Annotated in this window: 21 protein-coding genes; 14 read left to right on the forward strand and 7 right to left on the reverse strand. The window is 63.4% G+C overall.

Annotation, left to right across the window (positions count from 1 at the left end):
• Positions 1-8 precede the first annotated feature (8 nt).
• Positions 9-641: an HAD family hydrolase gene (locus tag NKJ91_RS13345; RefSeq protein WP_352455924.1), complete on the reverse strand. Its 633-nt coding sequence runs from the start codon at positions 639-641 to the stop codon at positions 9-11.
• Between the two features lie 360 nt (positions 642-1,001).
• Between NKJ91_RS13345 and NKJ91_RS13350 the strand changes: the two genes are divergently transcribed.
• Positions 1,002-1,961, forward strand: coding sequence for a sugar-binding transcriptional regulator (locus NKJ91_RS13350; RefSeq protein ID WP_352455925.1), 960 nt, complete (start codon positions 1,002-1,004; stop codon positions 1,959-1,961).
• 75 nt (positions 1,962-2,036) lie between these two features.
• On the opposite strand, the gene NKJ91_RS13355 is transcribed toward NKJ91_RS13350, so the two are convergent.
• Entirely contained in the window at positions 2,037-2,222 is a 186-nt protein-coding gene (locus NKJ91_RS13355; protein ID WP_254815832.1) for a hypothetical protein, read from the reverse strand.
• A 110-nt stretch (positions 2,223-2,332) separates the two neighbouring features.
• Between NKJ91_RS13355 and gcvA (NKJ91_RS13360) the strand changes: the two genes are divergently transcribed.
• The 9 genes from gcvA (NKJ91_RS13360) (at position 2,333) to NKJ91_RS13400 (ending at position 12,443) form a co-directional block, all read left to right on the forward strand.
• Entirely contained in the window at positions 2,333-3,244 is a 912-nt protein-coding gene (gene gcvA / locus NKJ91_RS13360) for a transcriptional regulator GcvA (protein ID WP_292662413.1), read from the forward strand.
• Positions 3,245-3,458: 214 nt separating this feature from the next.
• Complete coding sequence (locus NKJ91_RS13365; RefSeq protein WP_023676994.1) at positions 3,459-4,769, forward strand: ABC transporter substrate-binding protein; 1,311 nt, start codon at positions 3,459-3,461, stop codon at positions 4,767-4,769.
• 114 nt (positions 4,770-4,883) lie between these two features.
• Positions 4,884-5,756 (forward strand): carbohydrate ABC transporter permease, encoded by an 873-nt coding sequence (locus NKJ91_RS13370; protein ID WP_023676993.1) that lies wholly within the window; start codon positions 4,884-4,886, stop codon positions 5,754-5,756.
• Between the two features lie 207 nt (positions 5,757-5,963).
• Positions 5,964-6,788 carry a carbohydrate ABC transporter permease gene (locus tag NKJ91_RS13375; RefSeq protein WP_023676992.1) on the forward strand — a complete coding sequence of 275 codons (825 nt, stop codon included), beginning with the start codon at positions 5,964-5,966 and terminating at the stop codon, positions 6,786-6,788.
• A gap of 51 nt (positions 6,789-6,839) precedes the next feature.
• Positions 6,840-7,844 (forward strand): ABC transporter ATP-binding protein, encoded by a 1,005-nt coding sequence (locus tag NKJ91_RS13380; RefSeq protein ID WP_023676991.1) that lies wholly within the window; start codon positions 6,840-6,842, stop codon positions 7,842-7,844.
• Complete coding sequence (locus NKJ91_RS13385) at positions 7,841-8,611, forward strand: L-iditol 2-dehydrogenase (protein WP_023676990.1); 771 nt, start codon at positions 7,841-7,843, stop codon at positions 8,609-8,611. Before NKJ91_RS13380 ends, NKJ91_RS13385 begins: the two co-directional genes overlap by 4 nt.
• 71 nt (positions 8,612-8,682) lie before the next feature.
• Positions 8,683-10,161: a mannitol dehydrogenase family protein gene (locus NKJ91_RS13390; RefSeq protein ID WP_352455926.1), complete on the forward strand. Its 1,479-nt coding sequence runs from the start codon at positions 8,683-8,685 to the stop codon at positions 10,159-10,161.
• 15 nt (positions 10,162-10,176) lie between these two features.
• Positions 10,177-10,860, forward strand: a complete 684-nt coding sequence (locus NKJ91_RS13395) for an HAD family hydrolase (protein ID WP_352455927.1) — start codon at positions 10,177-10,179, stop codon at positions 10,858-10,860.
• A complete protein-coding gene (locus NKJ91_RS13400) occupies positions 10,857-12,443 on the forward strand; it encodes an FGGY-family carbohydrate kinase (protein ID WP_352455928.1) in 1,587 nt (528 codons plus the stop codon). Before NKJ91_RS13395 ends, NKJ91_RS13400 begins: the two co-directional genes overlap by 4 nt.
• Positions 12,444-12,457: 14 nt before the next feature.
• Here the strand turns inward: NKJ91_RS13400 and NKJ91_RS13405 are convergent, their stop codons facing one another.
• On the reverse strand, positions 12,458-13,039 hold the full coding sequence (locus NKJ91_RS13405; protein ID WP_352456011.1) for a histidine phosphatase family protein: 582 nt from the start codon (positions 13,037-13,039) through the stop codon (positions 12,458-12,460).
• Positions 13,040-13,272: 233 nt separating this feature from the next.
• Here NKJ91_RS13405 and NKJ91_RS13410 point away from each other — a divergent pair, with 233 nt between their 5' ends.
• On the forward strand, positions 13,273-14,676 hold the full coding sequence (locus tag NKJ91_RS13410) for an MATE family efflux transporter (RefSeq protein WP_352449473.1): 1,404 nt from the start codon (positions 13,273-13,275) through the stop codon (positions 14,674-14,676).
• Between the two features lie 16 nt (positions 14,677-14,692).
• Here NKJ91_RS13410 and NKJ91_RS13415 read toward each other — a convergent pair whose 3' ends face one another.
• The 4 genes from NKJ91_RS13415 to speB form a co-directional block, all read right to left on the reverse strand.
• Positions 14,693-15,340, reverse strand: coding sequence for an amino acid ABC transporter permease (locus NKJ91_RS13415; protein ID WP_023722520.1), 648 nt, complete (start codon positions 15,338-15,340; stop codon positions 14,693-14,695).
• Complete coding sequence (locus NKJ91_RS13420) at positions 15,337-16,005, reverse strand: amino acid ABC transporter permease (RefSeq protein WP_352449472.1); 669 nt, start codon at positions 16,003-16,005, stop codon at positions 15,337-15,339. Before NKJ91_RS13420 ends, NKJ91_RS13415 begins: the two co-directional genes overlap by 4 nt.
• Before the next feature lie 6 nt (positions 16,006-16,011).
• Positions 16,012-16,833 carry a transporter substrate-binding domain-containing protein gene (locus NKJ91_RS13425; RefSeq protein WP_352449471.1) on the reverse strand — a complete coding sequence of 274 codons (822 nt, stop codon included), beginning with the start codon at positions 16,831-16,833 and terminating at the stop codon, positions 16,012-16,014.
• Between the two features lie 130 nt (positions 16,834-16,963).
• On the reverse strand, positions 16,964-18,025 hold the full coding sequence (gene speB / locus NKJ91_RS13430) for an agmatinase (RefSeq protein WP_352455929.1): 1,062 nt from the start codon (positions 18,023-18,025) through the stop codon (positions 16,964-16,966).
• Between the two features lie 180 nt (positions 18,026-18,205).
• On the opposite strand from speB, the gene gcvA (NKJ91_RS13435) reads away from it, so the two are divergent.
• From gcvA (NKJ91_RS13435) to NKJ91_RS13445, 3 genes are all read left to right on the forward strand, one after another.
• Complete coding sequence (gene gcvA, locus NKJ91_RS13435) at positions 18,206-19,180, forward strand: transcriptional regulator GcvA (protein ID WP_023676980.1); 975 nt, start codon at positions 18,206-18,208, stop codon at positions 19,178-19,180.
• A 192-nt stretch (positions 19,181-19,372) separates the two neighbouring features.
• On the forward strand, positions 19,373-20,677 hold the full coding sequence (gene pncB, locus NKJ91_RS13440; RefSeq protein ID WP_254815847.1) for a nicotinate phosphoribosyltransferase: 1,305 nt from the start codon (positions 19,373-19,375) through the stop codon (positions 20,675-20,677).
• A gap of 169 nt (positions 20,678-20,846) precedes the next feature.
• Positions 20,847-22,286 carry a hypothetical protein gene (locus NKJ91_RS13445; RefSeq protein WP_352455931.1) on the forward strand — a complete coding sequence of 480 codons (1,440 nt, stop codon included), beginning with the start codon at positions 20,847-20,849 and terminating at the stop codon, positions 22,284-22,286.
• Positions 22,287-22,417 lie beyond the last annotated feature (131 nt).

A 22,417-nucleotide genomic window follows, 5' to 3' on the forward strand; every position in this document is an offset into this window, starting at 1 on the left:
GGCCTGGCTTAAAGCCCGAGTTCGGCCCGCAATTCGCCGGCGCTGTTGATGACAATCGCCCCCGGCGGCCCCTCCATGGGCACCTCTGGCCAGAAGATCGTCTTCATTCCAGCTGTCAGCCCCGCCGTGGCGCCGGTCACGCTGTCGTCGACCGCCACGGCCTCGGCGGGATCGACGTTGGCCAACCAGGCGGCGCGCAGGAAAGGTTCGGCATGCGGCTTGCCTTCACGCACGTCGTTGCGGCTGACCGTCTTCATGCCGGGATATACGAGGCCTACGGCGCGCAGATTGGCATCGACGATCAGCCTGTCCGAGTTGGACACCACCGCTTGCGGCACGCCAAGCGCGCGCAGCTCATTGAAAATCTCGATCGCGCCGGTGCGTGGCGTCAGCGTTTCGGCCATCGGCAGATAGTGATCGTACTTGCGCACGATCCAGTCGTCGAAAGGCAGGTCGAGGCCGAACTCGTCGCGCAGCATTTCGTAGACCGGCCATGCGGCGATGCCGAGCACGCGCTCATGCAGGTCGGCCGGCGGCGCGATGCCGACGCTGTGCAGCGCCGCAATCAGCGCCGCCTCGTGCAGCGGCTCGCTGTCGACCAGCGTGCCGTCCATATCCCAGAAAACCGCTTTCGGCGTCATGCAAGGCTCCATTCTCAAAAAATTCCTTAAAGCGTTTAGCGCGCGAGATAAACCGCCGCGTCCCCGCTAATGCATGTCGCGCAAAGTGTGCAGCGGTTTTGCGATGACGACATGCATAAAAAGGAACCTAAAACGCGTCGCATGAGGCCGATCGAACGCAACGCGCTTTAGAACCGGGATTGGTGCGACCTCGACAGCCTTGCTGTTGCAACGAGACTGGGTCGACCTGTCACTTCGCTCCAAACACCAAGTTTCATTACTAAGCAATTGCTCTTACAATAGGCAATTGCGCGCAAGTTCATTCCCTGCGAAACTACTGCGCTCCGCCTCTTATGCTCGGCGGGGTTGGGAGGCAGGAACTTGAATTCGCGGCAGGACAGCGGCGGCAACAGGCTGGACGACGCGGCGCGTGCCGGCTGGCTCTATTATGTCGCAGGCAACACCCAGGACCAGATCGCCGCCACGCTTGGCATCTCGCGGCAGACGGCGCAGCGGCTGGTGTCGCTCGCAGTCTCCGAAGGGCTGATCAAGGTGCGCGTCGACCACCCGATCGCCAATTGCCTCGACCTTGCGGCACGGCTGAAATCGCGCTTTGCGCTTGATCTGGTCGAGGTGGTGCCGAGCGACCCTTCTTCTTCCTCCACCGTCATCGGCGTCGCCGAGGCGGCGGCGGCCGAGATCGAACGGCGGCGGCGGTCGCTGGTGTCGATCGTCATGGCGATCGGCACCGGCCGCACACTGAAGGCCGCGATCGAGCAACTGCCGCCGATGGAATGCCCGCAGCACAAGGTGGTGTCACTGACCGGCAACATCTCGCCGGACGGCTCGGCGGCCTTCTACAACGTCATCTTCACCATGGCCGATAGGGTCAAGGCGCGTTCGTTTCCGATGCCTTTGCCGGTCATCGCTTCCTCGCCCGAGGAGCGCGAGATGCTGCTCAGCCAGCCGATGATCCAGCCGACGCTGGCGCTTGCGGCCGAGGCCGACGTCACCTTTGTCGGCATCGGCGATCTCGGCCCGAAGGCGCCGCTTTACGAGGACGGCTTCATTTCGGAGGGTGAATTAAAGGCGCTGCAGAAGGCCGGCGGTGTCGCCGAGATCGTCGGCTGGGTATTCGATCGTGACGGCCGCATGATCGAGGGCATCACCAATGATCGAGTGTCGTCGGCACCGCTGCCGTCGCGCGAAAAGTCGCTGGTGATCGCGCTTGCCATGGGCGACCGCAAGCTGCCGGGCATCTTCGCCGCCGTCAACCGGCGGCTGGTCAACGGCCTCATCACCGATGAGCGGACCGCCGCCGCCTTGCTGGCGGGCGCATGATCTCCGAGCCGCTGGTGGTCGGAAACGATCATGTGAAATCGAAACGCATCTGAATCCCCGATAAAACGAGCGTCACTACTGGTGCCGGCCGCAAGGATCGTTGCCGTCGAGAAAGCCCATGTCGCGCTGCAGATGCGGCGGCAGCTCCCGGACGTCGAGATAGGCCCGTTTCCGCGCCGCGTGCCTTGCCAATCCCCGCGCCAACCGTGAAAACCAGCCATGGGCTGGAGCAAGAAGCAGCTTTTCCTGTATTGTGGTCATGATCGTCAGCCTTCGCTATCTCTAGGCGTAATTGATCTTCAATACGAAATATCGGTAGGACCGGCCGGTGCCGCCAATCAAACGTCGATCACTGCCCATAAGGAGGGCTTATGCCGGAGCTCAATTCACGACAGCTGGTTTCGCAGCTTCCTCCGCTTCAGGCGATCCGGGTGTTCGAGGCGGTGGCGCGGCATCTCTCGTTCACCAAGGCCGCCCAGGAGCTTGGCATGACGCAGGCGGCGGCAAGCTATCAGATCAAGCTTCTGGAGGAGCGCATCGGCGCGCCCCTGTTCTTGCGCCAGCCAAAACAGATCGTGCTGACCGAACCGGGCCAGCGCCTGGCGCCCGCGGTCAGCGAGGCGTTCGCGCTGTTGAGCGGCGCCTATGCCGCCGCGCGCACCGGCGCCGATGGCGTGCTTTGCGTTTCGACGCTGCTGACATTTGCCTCCAATTGGCTGGCGCAGCATCTCGGTTCGTTCCAGGTCGCGCATCCGTCGCTGGCGGTGCGCGTCGATACTTCGAACAGGGTTGTCGACTTTGCCAGAGAGGATATCGACATCGCCATCCGCTCCGGCGGCGGCAACTGGCCGGGCGTCGAGACCCATATGCTTTTCAGGGCCGATTTCACGCCGGTCCTTAGTCCAAAGCTCGCGGCAAGCATCGGCGGCGTCAAGGAGCCGGCCGACCTGCTGCGGCTGCCGATCCTCGACCCGGGTGACATCTGGTGGCGGGACTGGTTTGCCGCCGCCGGCCTGCCGGTCGAGGAGCTGGCCAAGCGTCCCGGCACCAGCATGGGCGCGCAGGCCTACGAGGCCAATGCCGCGATTGCCGGCCACGGCGTGGCGATCGTTACCAAGGCGCTGTTCAAGACCGAACTTGCCGACGGCCGCCTGATCCAGCCCTTTGATCTGGTCGGTGACGACGGCCACGCCTATTGGCTGGTCTATCCGACGGCACGACGCAACGTGCCGAAGATCCGCGCCTTCCGCGATTGGATCCTGAGCGAGATCGCTTGCCAGTAGGCTGAATCCCAGCAAGCCCGATAGCAAAGCGCCGGGCCCAATCAGCCCGGCCGAATCCTTCGTCAGACATGCCGCAAACGTCCCAGGCTTGCCGCTGCACGAGACCCGGCGTGCTGCGCTGCAGCAACGAATCCGTCTTGACATAATTCATCGCAAGTGAGTAATTGCTCACAGCCAAGGCAAATGCTCATCTTGGTTTATGGGAGGAATTTTGATGAAACTTCGCACGTTCACCCTAGGCCTGTTCTCGGCCAGCGCCCTCGCTTTCGCCGCGCATGCCGAATCCATCACCATCGCCACGGTCAACAATGGCGACATGGTCCGCATGCAGAAGCTGACCGACGACTTCACCGCCAAAAATCCCGACATTCAGCTGCAGTGGGTCACGCTCGAGGAAAACGTCCTGCGCGAGCGCGTCACCACCGACATCGCCACCAAGGGTGGCCAGTACGACGTGATGACTATCGGCACCTATGAAGTGCCGATCTGGGCCAAGCAGAACTGGCTTTTGCCGCTCGACAAACTCGGCGACGATTACGACGTCAAGGACATCATCCCGGCCATAGCAGGCGGCCTGTCGGTCGACGGCAAGCTCTACGCAGCCCCGTTCTACGGCGAAAGCTCCTTCGTCATGTACCGCAAGGACCTGATGGAAAAGGCCGGGCTCAAGATGCCCGATGCACCGACCTGGGACTTCATCAAGCAGGCCGCCGACAAGATGACCGACCGCGCCAACGGCGTGAACGGCGTCTGCCTGCGCGGCAAGGCCGGCTGGGGCGAGAACATGGCCTTCCTGACCGCCATGTCGAACTCGTTCGGCGCGCGCTGGTTCGACGAGAACTGGAAGCCGCAATTCGACCAGCCCGAATGGAAGAACACGCTGCAGTTCTATGTCGACCTGATGAAGGCCGACGGCCCCGAGGGCGCGTCGTCCAACGGCTTCAACGAAAACCTGGCGCTGTTCCAGCAGGGCAAATGCGGCATGTGGATCGACGCTACCGTCGCTGCCTCCTTCGTTTCCGACCCGAAGAACTCCACCGTCGCCGACAAGGTCGGCTATGCGCTGGCGCCGGACAATGGCCTCGGCAAGCGCGGCAATTGGCTGTGGGCATGGTCGCTAGCCATCCCCGCCGGCACGCAGAAGGCCGACGCCGCTCAAAAGTTCGTATCCTGGGCAACCAGCAAGCACTATGCCGAGCTCGTCGCCTCGAAGGAAGGCTGGGCCAACGTTCCGCCGGGAACACGCTCGTCGCTCTATGCCAATCCCGAATACCAGAAGGCAGCACCTTTCGCCAAGATGACGCTGGACTCGATCAACTCCGCCGATCCGACGCACCCGACCGTCAAGCCGGTGCCTTATGTCGGCGTCCAGTTCGTCGCCATTCCTGAGTTCCAGGGTCTCGGCACCACCGTCGGCCAGCTCTTCTCGGCGGCACTTGCCGGCCAGTCGAGCGTCGACGATGCCTTGAAGCAGGCGCAGGACGCCGCCACCGCGACGATGACCGAGGGCGGTTACATCAAGTAAGCTCCTCCCGGTGCCGGTTGCCAATGGCGACCGGCAACGGCCGCCCGAATCCCAGTTCGGGCGGCCAGCCTTCACACCGCTGAAAAACTTGGCCGACCTCGAAGGGTGACCGTCATGGCTACTCAGCAGACCCGTTCGCTTGCCCGTTTCATGATGGCGCCATCCGTGGTGCTGCTGCTGGTCTGGATGATTGTGCCGCTGGCATTCACGCTGTGGTTTTCCTTCCAGCAATACAACCCGCTCAATCCGATGCGCGACGGCTTCGTCGGGTTTTCGAACTACGCGCTGTTCTATTCCAACCCGGCATTCCTGCAGTCGATCCTCAACACGCTCACCATCGTCGTCAGCGTGCTTTTGATCACGGTGATCGGCGGTATTCTGCTCGCCCTTCTGCTCGATCAGCCGATGTGGGGACAGGGCATCGTCCGCATCCTTGTCATCTCGCCGTTCTTCGTCATGCCACCGGTGGCAGCACTGGTCTGGAAGAACATGATCATGCATCCGCAGTACGGGGTTTTCGCCGATATTGCGCGCTTCTTCGGCGGGCAGCCGATCGATTGGTTCGGGCAGCACCCGCTCCTGGCGATCATCATCATCGTTGCCTGGCAATGGCTGCCGTTTGCTACGCTGATCCTGTTGACCGCGCTTCAGTCGCTCGACGTCGAGCAGAAGGAAGCCGCCGAAATGGACGGCGCCGGCTTCATCAGCCGCTTCATCTATTTGACGCTGCCTCATATGTCGCGCGCCATAACCGTCGTCATCCTGATCCAGACGATCTTCCTGCTGTCGGTCTATGCCGAGATCCTCGTCACCACCAATGGCGGCCCGGGTTACGCCTCCACCAACCTGCCCTTCCTCGTCTATCAGAAGGCATTGCTGGAGTTCAAAATCGGCCAGGCGTCCGCCGGCGGTATCATTGCCGTCATTCTCGCCAACATCGTTGCCTTCTTCGCCATGCGCGCTGTCGGCAAGAACCTGGATAAATAAGGGAGGATAAGATGGCACGTGCGCTGAACCACCCCCACTCCGTCCCGCTGCGCGGGACACCTCTCCCCCTGCCCGGGAGAGAGGAAAGGCCTGCATCGAAGCCGCGCCCTTCCTCTACCCCGTCGATCGGGGGAGAGGTGGTTTGCGCAGCAAACCGGAGTGGGGGTCGACCCTGCCGCCAACATCGCCGATAGGGAGGACCTGACCATGGCACGTGCAGTCACCACCCAGCACAAGACGATTGCTACCGCGGCCGCCTGGATCGTCGCGCTGCTGATCTTCTTCCCGATCCTCTATACGATCATCACCTCGTTCAAGTCGGAGCAGGAGGCTATCCAGGGCTTCAACCTGTTCCCGTCGGGAACCACGGAGAGCTATTCCGAGGTCCAGGCGCAGAACGGCTATTTCAAATTCTTCCTGAACTCGGTGTTCCTGTCGGTCGGCTCGACCATCCTGGCTCTGCTCGTCGCCATACCGGCGGCGTGGTCGATGGCGTTTTCGCCGGGCAAACGCACCAAGGACATTCTGATGTGGATGCTTTCCACCAAGATGATGCCGGCCGTCGCCGTGCTGTTTCCGATCTATCTGATCTTCCGCGATACCGGTCTGCTCGACAGCCGCATCGGCCTGATGGTCATGCTGATGCTGATCAACCTGCCGATCGTGGTCTGGATGCTTTACACCTATTTTCGCGAGATCCCGGGCGAGATCCTGGAAGCGGCGCGCATGGACGGCGCATCGCTCTGGAACGAGATCATCTACGTGCTGACGCCGATGGCGGTCCCCGGCATCGCCTCGACCATGCTGCTCAACATCATTCTCGCCTGGAACGAGGCGTTCTGGACGATCCGGCTGACCACCACCGAGGCCGCGCCGCTCACCGCTTTCATCAGCTCCTTCTCCAGCCCGCAGGGGCTGTTCTGGGCCAAGCTTTCGGCCGCCTCGACGCTGGCGATCGCGCCGATCCTGATCATGGGCTGGTTCAGCCAGAAGCAGCTGGTCCGAGGCCTGACATTCGGTGCGGTAAAGTAGCGGGCATCGCCTGACGCAAAACGAAAAGATAGCCCTTCGGGGGAGGAAACCATGGGAAACATCACGCTCAAGAACGTCTCCAAATCCTTCGGGGCGACGTCCATCATCCCCGGCCTCGATCTGGTCATCGAGGACGGAGAGTTCGTCGTCTTCGTCGGCCCGTCGGGCTGCGGCAAATCCACCCTGTTGCGTCTGATCGCCGGTCTCGAGGATACCAGCGGCGGCACCATCATCATCGATGGTCGCGACGTCACCGGCGAGGCGCCGGCCAAGCGCAAGCTGGCTATGGTGTTCCAGTCCTATGCGCTCTACCCGCACATGACGGTGGCCAAGAACATCGCCTTCCCGCTGAAGATGGCGGGCGAGGACCAGGCGACCATCGACAAGAAGGTGAAGGACGCCGCGCGGATCCTGAACCTCACCAACTACCTCGACCGCCGCCCCGGCCAGCTCTCCGGCGGCCAGCGGCAGCGCGTCGCCATCGGCCGCGCCATCGTGCGCCAGCCGTCGGCCTTCCTGTTCGACGAGCCTTTGTCCAATCTCGACGCGGCGCTGCGCGGCACCATGCGGCTGGAGATCAGCGAGCTGCATCACCAGCTCAAGACAACCATGGTCTACGTCACCCACGACCAGATCGAGGCGATGACCATGGCCGACAAGATCGTCGTGCTCAATGCCGGCAATATCGAGCAGGTCGGCTCGCCGATGGAGCTCTATAAGACGCCGAAGAACCTGTTCGTCGCCGGCTTCATAGGTTCGCCGAAGATGAACCTGATCGAAGGCGCGCCGGCCGCCAAATATGGCGCCAAGACAGTCGGCATCCGCCCGGAGCATATGAACATTTCGAAGACGTCAGGCGACTGGAAGGCGACGGTCGGGGTTGCCGAGCATCTCGGCTCCGACACGTTTTTGCACGTCCAGGCGGATGGTGTCGGGCAGCTGACGGTGCGTGCCGACGGCGAGTTGGCCGCCCATCACGGCGACACGATCTACCTGACGCCGGAAAAGGCCAAGCTGCATCGTTTCGGCGCCGACGGGAAGGCGATGCTGCAATGAGGCTCCGGGGTAAATCGGCGCTGATTACCGGATCGGCGCGCGGCATCGGCAGGGCGTTTGCCGAAGCCTACATGCGCGAAGGGGCGACGGTCGCGATTGGCGACATCAATCTCGAAGCCGCCGAGAAGACGGCTTCGGAAATCGGCCGCAACGCCTACGCGGTAAAGCTCGACGTCACCGATCTCGCGTCTATCGATGAGGCCGTCAAGGCGGTCGAAGCCAGGGCCGGCGGCCTGGATATCTTGATCAACAACGCTGCTTTGTTCGACCTGGCGCCGATCGTCGAGATCACCAAGACAAGCTACGACAAATTGTTTTCGGTCAACGTCGCCGGCACGCTGTTTACGTTGCAGGCCGCCGCCCGTTCGATGATTGCCCGGGGCAAGGGCGGCAAGATCATCAACATGGCAAGCCAGGCCGGGCGCCGCGGCGAGGCGCTGGTCACCGTCTACTGCGCCACCAAGGCGGCGGTCATCTCGCTCACCCAGTCGGCAGGGCTCGACCTGATCAAACACCGCATCAACGTCAATGCCATCGCCCCGGGTGTCGTCGACGGCGAGCATTGGGACCATGTCGATGCCTTGTTCGCCAAGTTCGAGAACCGGCCGAGGGGCGAGAAGAAGAGGCTGGTCGGCGAAGCCGTGCCTTATGGCCGCATGGGCACGGCGCAAGACCTCACCGGCATGGCGGTGTTCCTGGCCAGCGATGAGGCCGAGTACATCGTCGCCCAGACCTATAATGTCGATGGCGGCCAGTGGATGAGTTGAGGGGGCGAAGGCGCTCTTCCCCCCGTCTCCTCCACGGGGGGAAGAGCCGTCCCGCTAAAGGGTAAAAGCAGATGACCGTGAAACTCTCTTCTTCCATCCTCGCCAAGCTGCCGCCCAAGGTCGCCGGCCCGAAATATGATCGCGCCGCGCTCAAGGCCGGCATCGTGCATTTCGGCGTCGGCAATTTCCATCGCTCGCACCAGGCCGTCTATCTCGACGACCTGTTCAATTCGGGTGTCGGCCACGACTGGGCCATTGTTGGCGCTGGCGTCTTCGAGGGCGAGAAGGTCGGCCGCGGCAAGTTGCAGGAGCAGGACTGGCTGACCACCGTGGTCGAGCAGGACAGCGGCCATATGAGCGCGCGCGTCACCGGCGTCATGATCGACTTCCTGGTGCCGGGCGATGCGGCCGCAATCGTCGAGCGGCTTGCCGATCCGGCGATCAAGATCGTCTCCCTGACCATTACCGAGGGCGGCTATTTCATCGATCCGGCATCCGGCGTCTTCAATCCGACACATCCCGACATCGTTGCCGACGCTGAGCCGGGGGCGACGCCGAAGACCGTCTTCGGCCTCGTCCTCGCCGGGCTGCTGCGCCGCCGCGCCGACGGTATCGTGCCCTTCACAATTATGTCCTGCGACAACATCCCCCATAACGGCCACGTCACCTCAGATGGCGTCATCGGCCTTGCGCGGCTGATCGACGAAGGTTTGGCAAACTGGGTGAGCGAGAACGTTGCCTTTCCCAATGGCATGGTCGACCGCATCACGCCGGCCACCACCGACCGCGAGCGCGGCATTCTCTCCAGCGAGTTCGGCCTCGACGACAATTGGCCGGTGTTTTGCGAACCGTTCAAGCAATGGGTGCTGGAGGACCGTTTCACCGACGGCCGCCCGCCGCTGGAAAAGGTCGGCGTGCAGTTCGTCAGCGACGTCGCGCCCTATGAGCTGATGAAGATCCGCATCCTCAATGGCGGCCATGCGACCATCGCCTATCCGGCCGGGCTGATGGACATCCATTTCGTCCATGAGGCGATGCAGGAGCCGCTGGTACGCGGCTTCCTCGACAAGCTTGAGCATGACGAAATCATCCCGACCGTGCCGCCGGTTCCGGACACCGACCTCGAAGATTACTACCAGCTCATCGAGCACCGCTTCTCCAATCCGAAGATCGGCGACACCATACGCCGGCTTTGCCTCGACGGCTCCAACCGCCAGCCGAAATTCATCATTCCGACCATCGCCGACCGGCTGAAGGCTGGCAAAAGTGTCACCGGCCTTGCACTGGAATCGGCGCTCTGGTGTCGCTACTGCTTCGGCACGACGGATTCCGGTGCCGTCACCGAGCCCAACGACCCGAACTGGGGCCGGTTGCAGGCGACGGCCAAGGCGGCCAGGGACATGCCTGCCGCCTGGCTTGCCATGGAGGACATCTATGGCGATGTCGGCCGCTCGCCGCCGTTCGCTGAAGCCTTCGGCCAAGCGCTGAGACTGCTGTGGGCGGACGGCGCGCGCGCGACACTGACGCGCTATCTCGCCGGCGACCTCTGAAGCCGATCCAGCGCGATGACGCCTGAACTGGTCATTTTCGACTGTGACGGCGTGCTGGTGGACAGTGAGATGCTGTCCGTCTCGGCATTGCTGGAGATGATCGCGCTTGCCGGCGGCAACGTCAGCGAGGACATTGCCTACGAGCACTTCCTCGGCAAGAGCATGAAGAGCGTCCGCGAAATCCTCGCAAGCGACTTCGGGCTCGATCTCACCGACCAGCATCTGACCGAGATGCGCTCCGAACTGATGCGCAGATTCCGCGAGGAGCTGAAACCGATGCCAGGTATCGCACAGGTCCTGCCGAGGCTCGGCGTACCGTGCTGCGTCGCCTCCTCCGGCACCCTGGAACGCATCCGCTATGCGCTCGACGTCACCGGGTTGCTTGGGCTGCTGGAGCCGCATTTGTTCAGCGCCGCCATGGTGGCGCGGGGCAAACCGGCGCCCGATCTCTTTCTCCATGCAGCAGATAAAATGAGAGCGGCCCCGCGAAACTGCCTCGTCGTCGAGGACAGCCCGGCCGGCATCGAAGCGGCGCGGGCGGCCGGCATGCGCGTCCTTGCCTTCACCGGCGGCTCGCACACCGGCAACCCGGCATTGAAAGCGCGGCTTGCGTCGAGTGAGCCGGACTTTATATTCGCTGACATGCTGCAATTGCCCGATCTGATTGCAGGCCTGGGAGCGAGAGCAAGAACACCTTGACCAACAGTTTCGTTTGCGCGGTCGATGTCGGCACCGGAAGCGCTCGTGCCGGCATTCTCGACACCGGTGGCGCCTTGCTCGGCCGCGCCGAGCACCCGATCGCCATGCAACAGCCGAAGGCCGACCATGCCGAGCACGATTCGCAGGATATATGGTCGGCGGTGTGCATGGCCGTCCGCGCTGCCCGCGAAAAGGCGGGCGTGCGGGCCGAGGATATCGTCGGCATCTCCTTTGATGCCACCTGCTCGCTGGTGGTGCGAGACCGGCATGGCGGCCAGCTCAGCGTGTCCGTCACTGGTGAAAGGCGCTGGGACACCATTGTCTGGCTCGACCATCGCGCAATTGCCGAGGCCGACGAATGCACTGAAAGCGGCCACGCTGTGCTCGACTATATCGGCGGCGTCATGTCGCCGGAAATGGAGACGCCGAAGCTGATGTGGCTGAAGCGCAACCTGCCCGGAACATGGAACGAAGCCGGCTATCTATTCGACCTCACCGACTTTCTCACCTGGAAGGCAAGCGGCTCGCTCTCCCGTTCACAATGCACGCTGACCGCCAAATGGACCTATCTAGCCCATGAAGCAACCGGCTGGCGGGGCGACTTCTTCGAAGCAGTCGGGCTCGGCGATATCTTTGAGCACGGCAACCTGCCGGAAAAGGCAAGCCCGGTCGGTGCCGATATCGGCCCGCTCGGCGCGCAAGCCGCGACGGAGCTTGGCCTCACCGAAAAATGCCGGGTCGGCGCCGGCGTCATCGATGCCTATGCCGGCGCGCTTGGCGTGCTCGGCGGTTTCGCCGGTGACGCGACGAACATCGGCCGCCATCTGGCCCTGATTGCCGGTACGTCGAGTTGCGTCATGGCGATGTCGCCCGATCCGCAGCCTTTCGCCGGTGTCTGGGGCCCATATTATGGCGCAGGCCTTCCCGGCCTGTGGCTGTCGGAAGGTGGCCAGTCGGCCACCGGCGCGCTGCTCGACCACATCATCCGCTGGCATGGCGCCGGCGGCGAGCCGGATGCCGCCATGCATGCCAGGATTGCCCACCGCGTCGCCGAGCTGCGCGCCGCCGAGGGCGACAACCTCGCCGCAAGGCTGCACGTACTGCCCGATTTTCACGGCAACCGCTCGCCGCTCGCCGACCCGCATGCCGTCGGCGTCATCAGCGGGCTGACGCTGGATGCCTCCTTCGACAGTCTGTGCAAGCTCTACTGGCGCACCGCCGTCAGCATCGCGCTTGGCGTCCGTCATGTGCTGGAAGCGCTGAACGAGAACGGCTATCTGATCGACACGCTGCACGTCACCGGTGGCCACACCAAGAACCCGCTGTTGATGGAGCTCTATGCCGATGCCACCGGCTGCACGGTGGTCGAGCCGCTGGCGGACGAGGCGGTGCTGCTCGGCACCGGCATGATTGCCGCCACCGCGGCCAGGCTTTTTCCCGATTTGAACGCTGCCTGCGTCGCCATGCAACAGGGCGGCAGGACGCGAGGGCCCAATCCGGCTGCCGCCGGCCGGTTCGATCGCGACTACCGCGTGTTTCTCGAAATGCACAGGCAAAGGCAGGCGCTGGACGCGATCCGATAAATCGGGATCGGTTGCTATCTCTGGTTCCAGCGCCGGATGACCGGCTCGTCAAGGTCGTGCTCATAACCGAGCACGCTTATGCTGGCGGTATCCAGCACGAAAAACGCGCCGGCTTGCGGCGGCAGGCCGAGCCAGCGTGCGGCCAGCACCCTAAGGAAATGCGAGCTTGAGAAGACCAGGACATTGCTGCCGACCTCGCGCAACTGGCTGACGATCCGGTCCGCCCTCGAGCCGACATCCGTGGCGGACTCGCCGCTCGGGCAGCCGTCGCGAAAGAGACGCCAGCCGGGGCGCTCGGCGAGGATTTGCTTGGTGGTCAATCCCTCATAGGCACCATAATCCCACTCCGCCAGATCGTCCTTCTTCACGCCTGACGAGCCGAAGCCGGCCAGCGCACAGGTGTTGAAGGCGCGCTGCGACGGGCTCGACCACACCGCCGAGAAGGACAGGCCCTTGAGCCGCTCAGCGATCCGCCTTGCCGCTTCCTCGCCGGCCGGCGTCAGCGGTATGTCGGTTCGGCCGGTATGTTTTCCGGACGCACTCCATTCCGTCTCGCCATGCCGAACCAGATAGATTTCGGGAAACGCGCTCATCAGGCTGCCTTTCAAATGGATCTGCCGCGACCATAGCGGCTTCCATAGCCTCTCCAATAGCCTGCATTGAACCGACTGGCTTAACCCTTCCGCAAGTCAGCCTCTTGCCACCGGTGCCCATTTGATAGACAAACCCGTCGTAATGCGGAATCCGGCCGATCTTGGCCATTTTCCGCGCTGAGACGCGGCTTCCGGCTCTTGCTGACGTGCCGCAATCGGATAGGCGGAAAACTAGAATGTCTGCGATCGAAGCCGACGCTCGCGCGCCGGAAAACCTTTGGCGTCGGGAAATCAGGGCGATGCTGGCGCTCGCCTGGCCGATGGTGCTGACCAATCTCGGCCAGACCGCGATGACCGCTACCGACGTCATGATGATGGGGCGGCTGGGGGCGGACACGCTGGCCAGCGGTGCGCTTGGTGCCAACCTCTACTTCATGCCGCTCATCTTCGGGCTCGGCCTGATGCTTGCGACCTCGCCGATGATGGCGACCGAGCTCGGCCGTCGCCGGCACTCGGTGCGCGACCTGCGCCGCACCGTGCGCCAGGGTCTGTGGCTGGCGATCCTCATTTGCATTCCGATATGGGCCCTTCTCTGGCACGGCGAGAGCGTGTTGCTGGCCATGGGTCAGGAACCGGCGCTGGCGCACCAGGCCGGCATCTATCTGCGCTGGCTCGAATGGGCGGTGCTGCCCTTTTTCGGCTACATCGTCCTGCGCTCGTTCATTTCGGCGCTGGAGCGGCCGGGCTGGGCGCTGATCATCGTCTTCGTTGCCGTCGCCTGCAACGCCTTCTTCAACTGGCTGTTCATGTTCGGCAATCTCGGCATCCAATCGATGGGCATCGCCGGCTCCGGCCTCGCCACCACTCTGTCCAGCACGTTGATGTTCGCCGGCATGGCGGCGGTGGTGATGCTTGAGAAGAAATTCCGGCGCTATCGCCTGTTCGGACGCTTCTGGCGCGCCGATTGGCCGCGCTTCAAGGGCCTGCTGCGGCTCGGCCTGCCGATCGCGGGCCTGCTGGCGTTCGAGGTGACGATCTTCAACGCGGCGGCCTTTCTCATGGGCCTGATCGATGCGGCTTCGCTTGCCGCCCATGCGATCGCCATCCAGATCGCCTCGATCACCTTCATGGTGCCGCTCGGCCTCAACCAGGCGGTGACGGTGCGCGTCGGACTTGCCCACGGCGCCGGCAATCCGGAAGGTGTCAGCCGGGCTGGCTGGACCGCCTATGTCGTCGGTGTCTCCTTCATGGCGCTGATGGGGCTAGTGATGATCCTGTGGCCGCATCTCTTGATCGGCGCCTTCATCGATCTGGGCAATCCGGCTAATGCCGAGGTGGTGGCGCTTGCCGTGTCGTTCCTCGCCTTTGCCGCGCTGTTCCAGGTTTTTGACGGTGCGCAGGCGGTCGCCAGCGGCATGCTGCGCGGCCTGCACGACACCAAGGTGCCGATGATCTATGCCGCGATCGGCTATTGGGGCGTCGGGCTGCCGCTCGGCGTGCTGCTAGCCTTTCGTTTCAGCTTCAACGGCGTCGGCATCTGGATCGGCCTGTCGTCGGGACTGGCGGTGGTTGCGGCACTCCTGCTGGTGCGCTGGCTGCGGCGTGACAGGATCGCGCCGCCGCTGGTATTCGGGCGTTGAATTGCTGGTCGCCCGCTCAGCGGGCCGCCGCCCGCTGCTCGAGCGAACGTGCGTATTGCGTCAGCGGAAAGCACATGACGAAGAAGATCAGCGCTACCAGCCCATAGACTTTGAACGGTTCGAAGGTCGCATTGTTGATCGCGTTGGATGTCCTCACCAGCTCCTCGAAACCGATGATCGACGTCAGCGCGGTCGACTTGATCAGCTGCACCAGAAAGCCGACGGTCGGTGCGCGGGTGATCGAAAACGCCTGAGGTAAGATGATCAGCCGGAGTTCCTGCAGATAGTGCAGGCCGAGGCTGGCGCCGGCGTCCCACTGGCCGCGCGGCAGTGCATCGACGCCGCCGCGCCAGATCTCGGCGAGATAGGCGCTGGCAAAGAAGGTCAGGCCAAGCACCGCCGCGGTCCACGGCTCGATGCGCAGGCCCAGCATCGGCAAGCCGAAGAACATCAGGAAGAGCTGCATCAGCAGCGGCGTGCCCTGGAAAAGCGCGATGTAGCCGGAGGCAAACCGGCGCGCCCATTTATTCTTGGCGATCCGGAAGAACAGCACGATCATGCCGACCACGGCCCCGCCGACAAAGGCGGCCAGCGACAAGAGCACCGTCCAGCGCGCCGCCAGCAGCAGGTTGCGCAGAATGTCCCAGAAGGTGAATTCGATCATGACACGCCGGCTCCGAGAAGCCGGCGCCCGCCGCCGACCAGCAGCCGGCGCAGCCCAATCGACAGGATGAGATAGACCATCGTCACGATGAAATAGGTCTCGAAAGCCCGGAACGTGCGCGCCTGCAGCATATCGGCTTCATAGGTCAGCTCGCGAACGGCGATCTGCGATACCACGGCGGATTCCAGCATCATGATGACGATCTGGCTGGTCAGCGCCGGATAGATCACCTTGAGCGCCTGCGGCAGCACGATCTTGATGAAGACCTGGCGCGGCCTGAGCCCAAGCGCCAGTGCCGCTTCCGTCTGCCCGGGCGGCACCGCGTCGAGCCCGGCGCCAACGATCTCGATCGTATAGGCGGCCATGTTGAGCGTCATCGCCAGCATGGCTGCCAGCACCGGATCGAGCCTGACGCCGATGCTGGGCAGCCCGAAGAAGATGAAGAATAGCTGCACCAGGAACGGCGTGTTGCGGATCACCTCGACATAGACGCCGATCGCCCGCTTGAGCAGGAGCGGACCGTTCCGCCGCCCTGCGGCGCCGAGGATGCTGAGCAACGTTCCCGCCAGCGTGGTCACGGCGATCAACAGGATCGTCGTGGCCGCGCCGCGCGCGATCGCCCCTGTCGCCCCGGCAAGCCAGCCGAAGTCGAGGCTATAGCTCACCGGCCATCAATCCTTGAGATTGGCGGGATCGAGCGGCGTCTTCAGCCAGGCTTTCGAGCTTTCGTCCAGCTTGCCGTCGGCCAGCATCTTGGCAACCGCGTCATTGACCGCCTGCTTCAGGCGGTCTTCCTTCTTGTTGAGGCCGATATGCGAGGGCGAGGTGAGAAGCTGGAATTTCTGCTCCGGCTTCAGTTCCTCCTGGCGGGCAAGCACCTGGGCGCCGACATCGTTGCCGACCACCATCAGCTGGGTCTGGCCCGAAATGAAGGCCTGGATGACGGAATTATAGTTGTCGAAGCGACGGATGTCGGCCGAGGCCGGTGCCGCCTCGGTCAGCGAGGTATCCTCCAGCGTGCCGCGATTGACGGCGATCGACTTGTCGGCGAGGTCTTCCTTGCCTTTGACCGCAAGAGCTGCCGGGCCGATGACGGCGATGTAATAGGGCGCGTAGGCGGCGGCGAAATCGATCACCTGCTCACGCTCCTTGGAATAGCCGACGCTCATCAGCAGGTCGACGCGCTTGTCGGTAAGGTACGGGATGCGGTTCTGGCCGGTCACGCTGACCAGATTGAGCTTGACCTTGAGCTGGTCGGCGATGAACTGCGCCACGTCGATGTCGTAGCCCTTGATGCTCATGTCGGCGCTGGCCGAGGAGAAGGGCGGGAAGTCGGAAAAGATACCGACATTGATCGCGCCTGCCTTGGTGATGTCGTCGATCGCGTCGGCATTGGCGGCCTGGGTGAAACCGAAACTGGCCGCGCCGAACATCAGCATGGCGGCGAAGGTTGATTTTAGCTTGATGTGAAGTGTCTTCATGTGAAGCGTCATTGTCATTCCCCTGCTGGAAGCTTGTTTGTTTGAGTCCGGCCGCCGGCTCCAGCGCGGCGGCCGCCTTCTCTACTGGACCATGATCTTCTCCGAAAACCGGTTCCCACTTTCCGGATCATGGTCGAGCGTGTCAGCCCGCCTTGCCGGTGATTGCCGGGCTGAAGACCATCAGGCTGAGGATCTCGAACAGCACCTGCGCGCCGGCGTGCGCCGTGTTGGTGGTCGCGTCGTACTGCGGTGCCACCTCGACGACGTCGCCGCCGACGATGTTGAGTCCCTTCAGGCCGCGCAGCAGCTCGAGCACTTCGCGCGTCGTCAGCCCGCCGACTTCCGGTGTGCCGGTGCCCGGCGCGAAGGCCGGATCGACGCTGTCGATATCGAACGAGACATAGGTCGGGCCGTCGCCGACTATCCTGCGCGCCTTCTCGATAATTGCGGGAATGCCGAGGCCGGTCACCTCTTCGGCATGCACGACGGTCATGCCGGACTCATAGGTGAACTCCCACAGATATTCGGCCGAGCCGCGAATGCCGATCTGGATGGTGCGGCTCGGGTCGAGCACGCCGTCCAGCACCGCGTTGCGGAACGGCCCGCCATGGTGGAACTTGGTCATGTCGAACAGGCCGCTGGTATCGCAATGCGCGTCGATATGGATCATGCCCACCGGCGCCCTCTTGCCGACAGCCTTCAGGATCGGGTGGCTGATCGAATGGTCGCCGCCGACAGACAAGGGCAGGACGCCGGCGTCGACGATCTGGTTGGTGCGGCGTTCGATGTCGTCATGGCTGGTCTCCAGCCGGTAGCGGCTCTGGAACGGCACGTCGCCGATGTCGGCGACCTTCAGCTCATGCGTCGGTGCGCATTCCAGCACATGATTGTAGGGGCCGATGCGCTCGATGGCGCGCAGCGCCCTTGGCCCGAAACGGGCGCCCGGCCGGTTGGTGACGCCCAGATCCATCGGCACACCGATCATCGCCACCTGCAGATCGCCGAAATCCGGATTGTCGGCGGCGATTTCACGATAGGGCGCCGCAAGGAAGGTCGGGATGCCGGAATAGGGCGCCAGTCGCGTGCCGGTCTTGGAGAAGATCTTGTCGGCGACACGCTGGAATTTCGGGTCGAACATTTCGCCGCCATGGCTCTCGCCGTATTTGCGGCGCAACGCTTCGAGCTTGCCGCGGTCGTAACCCATGTCGGTCCTCCATGGCTGGTGCGGCGCGGACGGCGGCCCCGATAGCCGCAGCCGTCGGCTGTCTGCAGATTTCACGTCTTGATGCAATGCCTGGCAAAGTGTCCCGTAGCTGCATTGAAAAATCAATTGATATTGTTAGTGTGTTATCTGTGAGAAAATCTCACAGAGCCTGGGGTCCAAATGGCCAAGCGTTTGCCACCGCTCAACCCGCTGCGCGCCTTCGAGGCGACGGCGCGCCACGCCTCGCTGAGCAAGGCGGCGGCTGAGCTCAACGTCACCCACGGCGCCATCAGCCATCAGATCAAGGCGCTCGAGCAATCGTTGGGTGTCAAGCTGTTCGAGCGTGCCGGTCAGCGGGTGAAGCTGACGCCGCACGGCGCCGAGTTGCTGCCGGCGGTGTCGACCGCCTTCGACGGCATTGCCGCCGCCACGCAGCGCATGACGAGGCCGGCCAGCACCGGCGTTCTCTCTGTATCCTGCGTGCCGGCGCTACTGTTGCTGTGGATGATCCCGCGGCTGGGCAGCTTCACCTCGCAATATCCGGATATCAGGCTGACGCTGATCCCATCCAATGATGCCAAGGACGTCCGCGCACCGCATATCGATGTCTGCGTGCACTATGGTGACGGCAGCTGGACCGACTGCTGGATGCGCAAATGGTCGGGCCTCGAACTGTTCCCGGTGGTCAGCCCGACGCTGATCAACAACCGCCCGATCCGCACCGTCCGCGACCTCGCCGATCACGTCTTCCTGCATGGCGACGACGGCCGCGAATGGCACACCTGGCTGGCCGCCGCTGACGCGCTGGACCTCGAGCGCGGCCGCCGCCACCATCTTGGCGACGCGCGCATGGCGACCGAGGCCGCTGTCCACGGCCATGGCGTGGCGCTCGGCGACACGGTGACGGCAAGCGGACTGCTCGCCAGGGGCCTGCTTGTCGCCCCGTTCAGTCTTTCCGTGCCGGCCGTCGACGATTTCTACGTCGTCTGCCGCAACGAGATGCGGTCGGCGCCGATCGTGCAATTGTTCATCGACTGGCTGTTTGCCGAGAAAGAGCAGGCCGACCGCCGCGCCGACGCGCCGGTGGCAGGCCGCATCGGCATTCGCCGCAAGCGCCCAGCGCTCAAGGTGGTCGGCGCCAAGACCGCATCCTGAGGCCGAAACTGCCGTAGGCGCCGCTTGCCGCAGGGGCTTCTTTTTGTCGGGCCAGCCCGCAAAGCGGGAGGCGCGTTCAAAAATTCGATGCTAAGAGGCATTTGGAGCAATTCCAGGAAAAGTGCGCAGCGGTTTTCCGTCCGGAATTGCGCTAGACAAAAGCTAGAGCGAGCAGCGAAGGCGCATTGAGCGATGGCAAAGACCGATATAGCGCGGCGCGTCTACAATCACACCTGGAAGCTCGACCCGATCGTCCGCAGCTTGCTCGACACCGATTTCTACAAGCTTCTGATGTTGCAGATGATCTGGGGCATGTATCCCAAGGTCGACGCCACCTTCTCGCTGATCAACCGCACCACCTCGGTCCGCCTTGCCGAGGAGATCGATGAGACGGAGCTGCGCGAGCAGCTCGACCATGCCCGCACCTTGCGCTTCTCTAAGAAAGAGATGATCTGGCTCGGCGGCAACACCTTCTATGGCCGCAAGCAGATATTCGAACCGGAATTCCTCGCCTGGCTGGAAAATTTCCGGCTGCCCGAATACGAGCTTTCCAAGCGCGACGGCCAATACGAACTCGCCTTCAGCGGTCCGTGGATGTACACGACGCTGTGGGAGATCCCGGCGCTGGCAATTATCAATGAACTTCGATCTCGCGCGGCCATGCGGGCGTTCGGGCCGTTCGCGCTCGACGTGCTCTATGCCCGCGCCAAGGCCAAGATGTGGGCCAAGACCGAGCGGCTGAAGGCGCTGCCCGGCATCCGCATCTCGGATTTCGGCACCCGCCGCCGTCATTCTTTCCTGTGGCAGCGCTGGTGCGTCGAAGCGTTGAAGGAGGGCATCGGCGAGGCCTTCACTGGCACCTCCAACGTGCTGCTCGCCATGGACAACGATCTCGAGGCGCTCGGCACCAATGCGCATGAACTGCCGATGGTGTTCGCCGCGCTCACCAATTCGGAAAAGGAATTGAAACAGTCGCCCTACAACGTGCTGCAGGACTGGCAGCGCTACTACGGCGGCAACCTGCTGATCGTACTGCCGGACACCTTCGGCACCGCGGCGTTCCTGCGCGACGCACCGGACTGGGTCGCCGACTGGACCGGCTTCCGCCCCGACAGCGCGCCGCCGATCGAAGGCGGCGAGAAAATCATTTCCTGGTGGCGCGAAAAGGGCAAGGACCCCAAGCAGAAGCTGCTCATCTTCTCGGATGGGCTGGAGGTCGAGACCATCGAGGAAACCTACCGCCACTTCCGCGGCAAGGTGCGCATGTCCTTCGGCTGGGGCACCAACCTGACCAACGATTTCGAGGGCTGCGCGCCGACCGAGACCAACCGGCTAGACGCCATCTCGCTGGTCTGCAAGGTCACCGAAGCCAACGGCAGGCCGGCGGTCAAGCTTTCCGACAATCCGGCCAAGTCGACAGGCGACGAGAAAGAGATCGAGCGCTATTTGCGCATCTTCGGCCAGAAGGACCGCGTGGAGCAGTTGGTGAAGGTGTGAGGTAGGGGAACTCTTGCGTAGTATGAGTTCCTTCGCGCCCCCCTCTGTCCTGCCGGACATCTCCCCCACGAGGGGGGAGATTGCGCCCTCATTGCTGCTTTCGCCAATCGCTAAAGTTGCAGAAGGAGAGCGAACGGCGGAATCGCCGATCTCCCCCCTTGAGGGGGAGATGTCCGGTAGGACAGAGGGGGGCGCCGTAGAGCGCTGCATTTCTGCAATCAGGCCCTTTCCCGGCCTCGTCGCTTTCTTGGCATTCCCATCCACGCCCGCCTTCGCCCACGCCTCCGACCGCGGCCACGTCCTGCTCCTTCCCACCCGCTACTACCTTGCCGGCGGCGCGCTCGCGGTTGCCGCCAGTTTCCTTGTCTTGGCGCTACTACCGCCGGACTCCCTCGACCGCTTCTGGCGCAAGCGCCTGCCGCTGTTCACCTTCGGCGACGGCGCGCGGACTGCCGTCGGCCTGACATCCTTTGCCGGCTTTGCAATCCTCATTGCCGCCGGCCTCTTCGGCAGCCGCGATCCGCTCTCCAATCCGCTGCCGTTGACCGTATGGACATTGCTCTGGGTTGGCCTGGCCCTGCTGCAAGGGCTCGGCGGCGATCTATGGTCATGGCTCAATCCCTGGTACGGGCCGTGCCGCGTCGTCTCGCGCCTGTCCGGCAGAACGCAGCCGTATCTGCTCCCCCAACGGCTCGGCTATTGGCCGGCTTTCCTGCTGTTCTTCGCCTTCGCCTGGTTCGAGCTGATCGACCCTGCGCCCGACGATCCGGCGCGGCTGGCCTGGGCCGCCGGCCTCTACTGGCTGCTGAGCTTCGCCGCCATGCAGGTCTTCGGCTACCGCGACTGGACCCTGCGCGGTGAGTTCCTGACCGTGTTCTTTTCCATGGTGGCGCGCTTCGCCATCGTCGAACGTAGTGGAGACGGCCGGCTAAAACTCTGCTGGCCGGGCGCCAAGCTGCTCGCTGCCGCGCCGCTACCGCTCAGCGGCGTCGCTTTCCTGCTGCTTGCGCTGTCGTCGGTGTCCTTCGACGGCCTGTCGAAAACCTTCTTCTGGCTAGGCTGGTTCGGCATCAATCCGCTGGAATTTCCGGGACGCACCGCTTTGATCGGCATCGGCAGCTTCGGCCTTGTGATGACTTTTGCCGTGCTTGCGGCCGTGTTCGCGCTCGCCGTCTTTCTTGGCCAGAACCTTGCCGGCAGCAAGCATTCGCTCGGTCACGCCGCCGGGCTTTTGGTCTGGTCGATCGTACCGATCGCGCTCGCCTACCACTTCGCGCATTATCTGACCGCGCTGCTGGTCGACGGCCAATATGTGATTGCCGCTCTCTCCGACCCGTTTGCGCTGGGCTGGAACCTGTTCGGTACCGCCGACATGTCAATTGAAGCCGGCGTCGTCGCCGGTGCCGGTTCGGCGTGGTGGCTGTGGAACCTCCAGGCCGGCGTCATCATAGCCGGCCACATGCTTGCTGTGCTTGTCGCCCATGGCTTGGCCTGGCGGCTGCACGCCATTCCGGCTCGCGCCGCGGTCAGCCAGTTCCCGCTCACCGTGCTGATGATCGCCTACACCGTCCTCGGCCTATGGCTGCTTGCGACGCCGAGCGCCGGATGAACGAGGTGTGCGATGCCCGTCAATCGAACCTTGGGGAAAGCTCGCTTGCCACGTCAGAGCTTTGGTGATTTAGTTTGTACACATGCAATTTTCGCCCCTCTTAACAAGAGTGGCCTGCCTGCTACAGCCAT

Origin of the sequence: Mesorhizobium sp. M0040 (assembly GCF_040323505.1) — a bacterium.
GTDB lineage: Bacteria > Pseudomonadota > Alphaproteobacteria > Rhizobiales > Rhizobiaceae > Mesorhizobium.

Coding starts and splice junctions, on each gene's coding strand:
- gcvA (WP_023676980.1), top strand. CDS start 18,206: ATGGCCAAGCGTTTGCCACCGCTCAACCCGCTGCGCGCCTTCGAGGCG.
- gcvA (WP_292662413.1), top strand. CDS start 2,333: ATGCCGGAGCTCAATTCACGACAGCTGGTTTCGCAGCTTCCTCCGCTT.
- NKJ91_RS13410 (WP_352449473.1), top strand. CDS start 13,273: ATGTCTGCGATCGAAGCCGACGCTCGCGCGCCGGAAAACCTTTGGCGT.
- NKJ91_RS13395 (WP_352455927.1), top strand. CDS start 10,177: ATGACGCCTGAACTGGTCATTTTCGACTGTGACGGCGTGCTGGTGGAC.
- NKJ91_RS13370 (WP_023676993.1), top strand. CDS start 4,884: ATGGCTACTCAGCAGACCCGTTCGCTTGCCCGTTTCATGATGGCGCCA.
- NKJ91_RS13375 (WP_023676992.1), top strand. CDS start 5,964: ATGGCACGTGCAGTCACCACCCAGCACAAGACGATTGCTACCGCGGCC.
- NKJ91_RS13415 (WP_023722520.1), bottom strand. CDS start 15,340: ATGATCGAATTCACCTTCTGGGACATTCTGCGCAACCTGCTGCTGGCG.
- pncB (WP_254815847.1), top strand. CDS start 19,373: ATGGCAAAGACCGATATAGCGCGGCGCGTCTACAATCACACCTGGAAG.
- NKJ91_RS13385 (WP_023676990.1), top strand. CDS start 7,841: ATGAGGCTCCGGGGTAAATCGGCGCTGATTACCGGATCGGCGCGCGGC.
- NKJ91_RS13390 (WP_352455926.1), top strand. CDS start 8,683: ATGACCGTGAAACTCTCTTCTTCCATCCTCGCCAAGCTGCCGCCCAAG.
- NKJ91_RS13445 (WP_352455931.1), top strand. CDS start 20,847: ATGTCCGGTAGGACAGAGGGGGGCGCCGTAGAGCGCTGCATTTCTGCA.
- NKJ91_RS13365 (WP_023676994.1), top strand. CDS start 3,459: ATGAAACTTCGCACGTTCACCCTAGGCCTGTTCTCGGCCAGCGCCCTC.
- NKJ91_RS13345 (WP_352455924.1), bottom strand. CDS start 641: ATGACGCCGAAAGCGGTTTTCTGGGATATGGACGGCACGCTGGTCGAC.
- NKJ91_RS13425 (WP_352449471.1), bottom strand. CDS start 16,833: ATGACGCTTCACATGAAGACACTTCACATCAAGCTAAAATCAACCTTC.
- NKJ91_RS13355 (WP_254815832.1), bottom strand. CDS start 2,222: ATGACCACAATACAGGAAAAGCTGCTTCTTGCTCCAGCCCATGGCTGG.
- NKJ91_RS13380 (WP_023676991.1), top strand. CDS start 6,840: ATGGGAAACATCACGCTCAAGAACGTCTCCAAATCCTTCGGGGCGACG.
- speB (WP_352455929.1), bottom strand. CDS start 18,025: ATGGGTTACGACCGCGGCAAGCTCGAAGCGTTGCGCCGCAAATACGGC.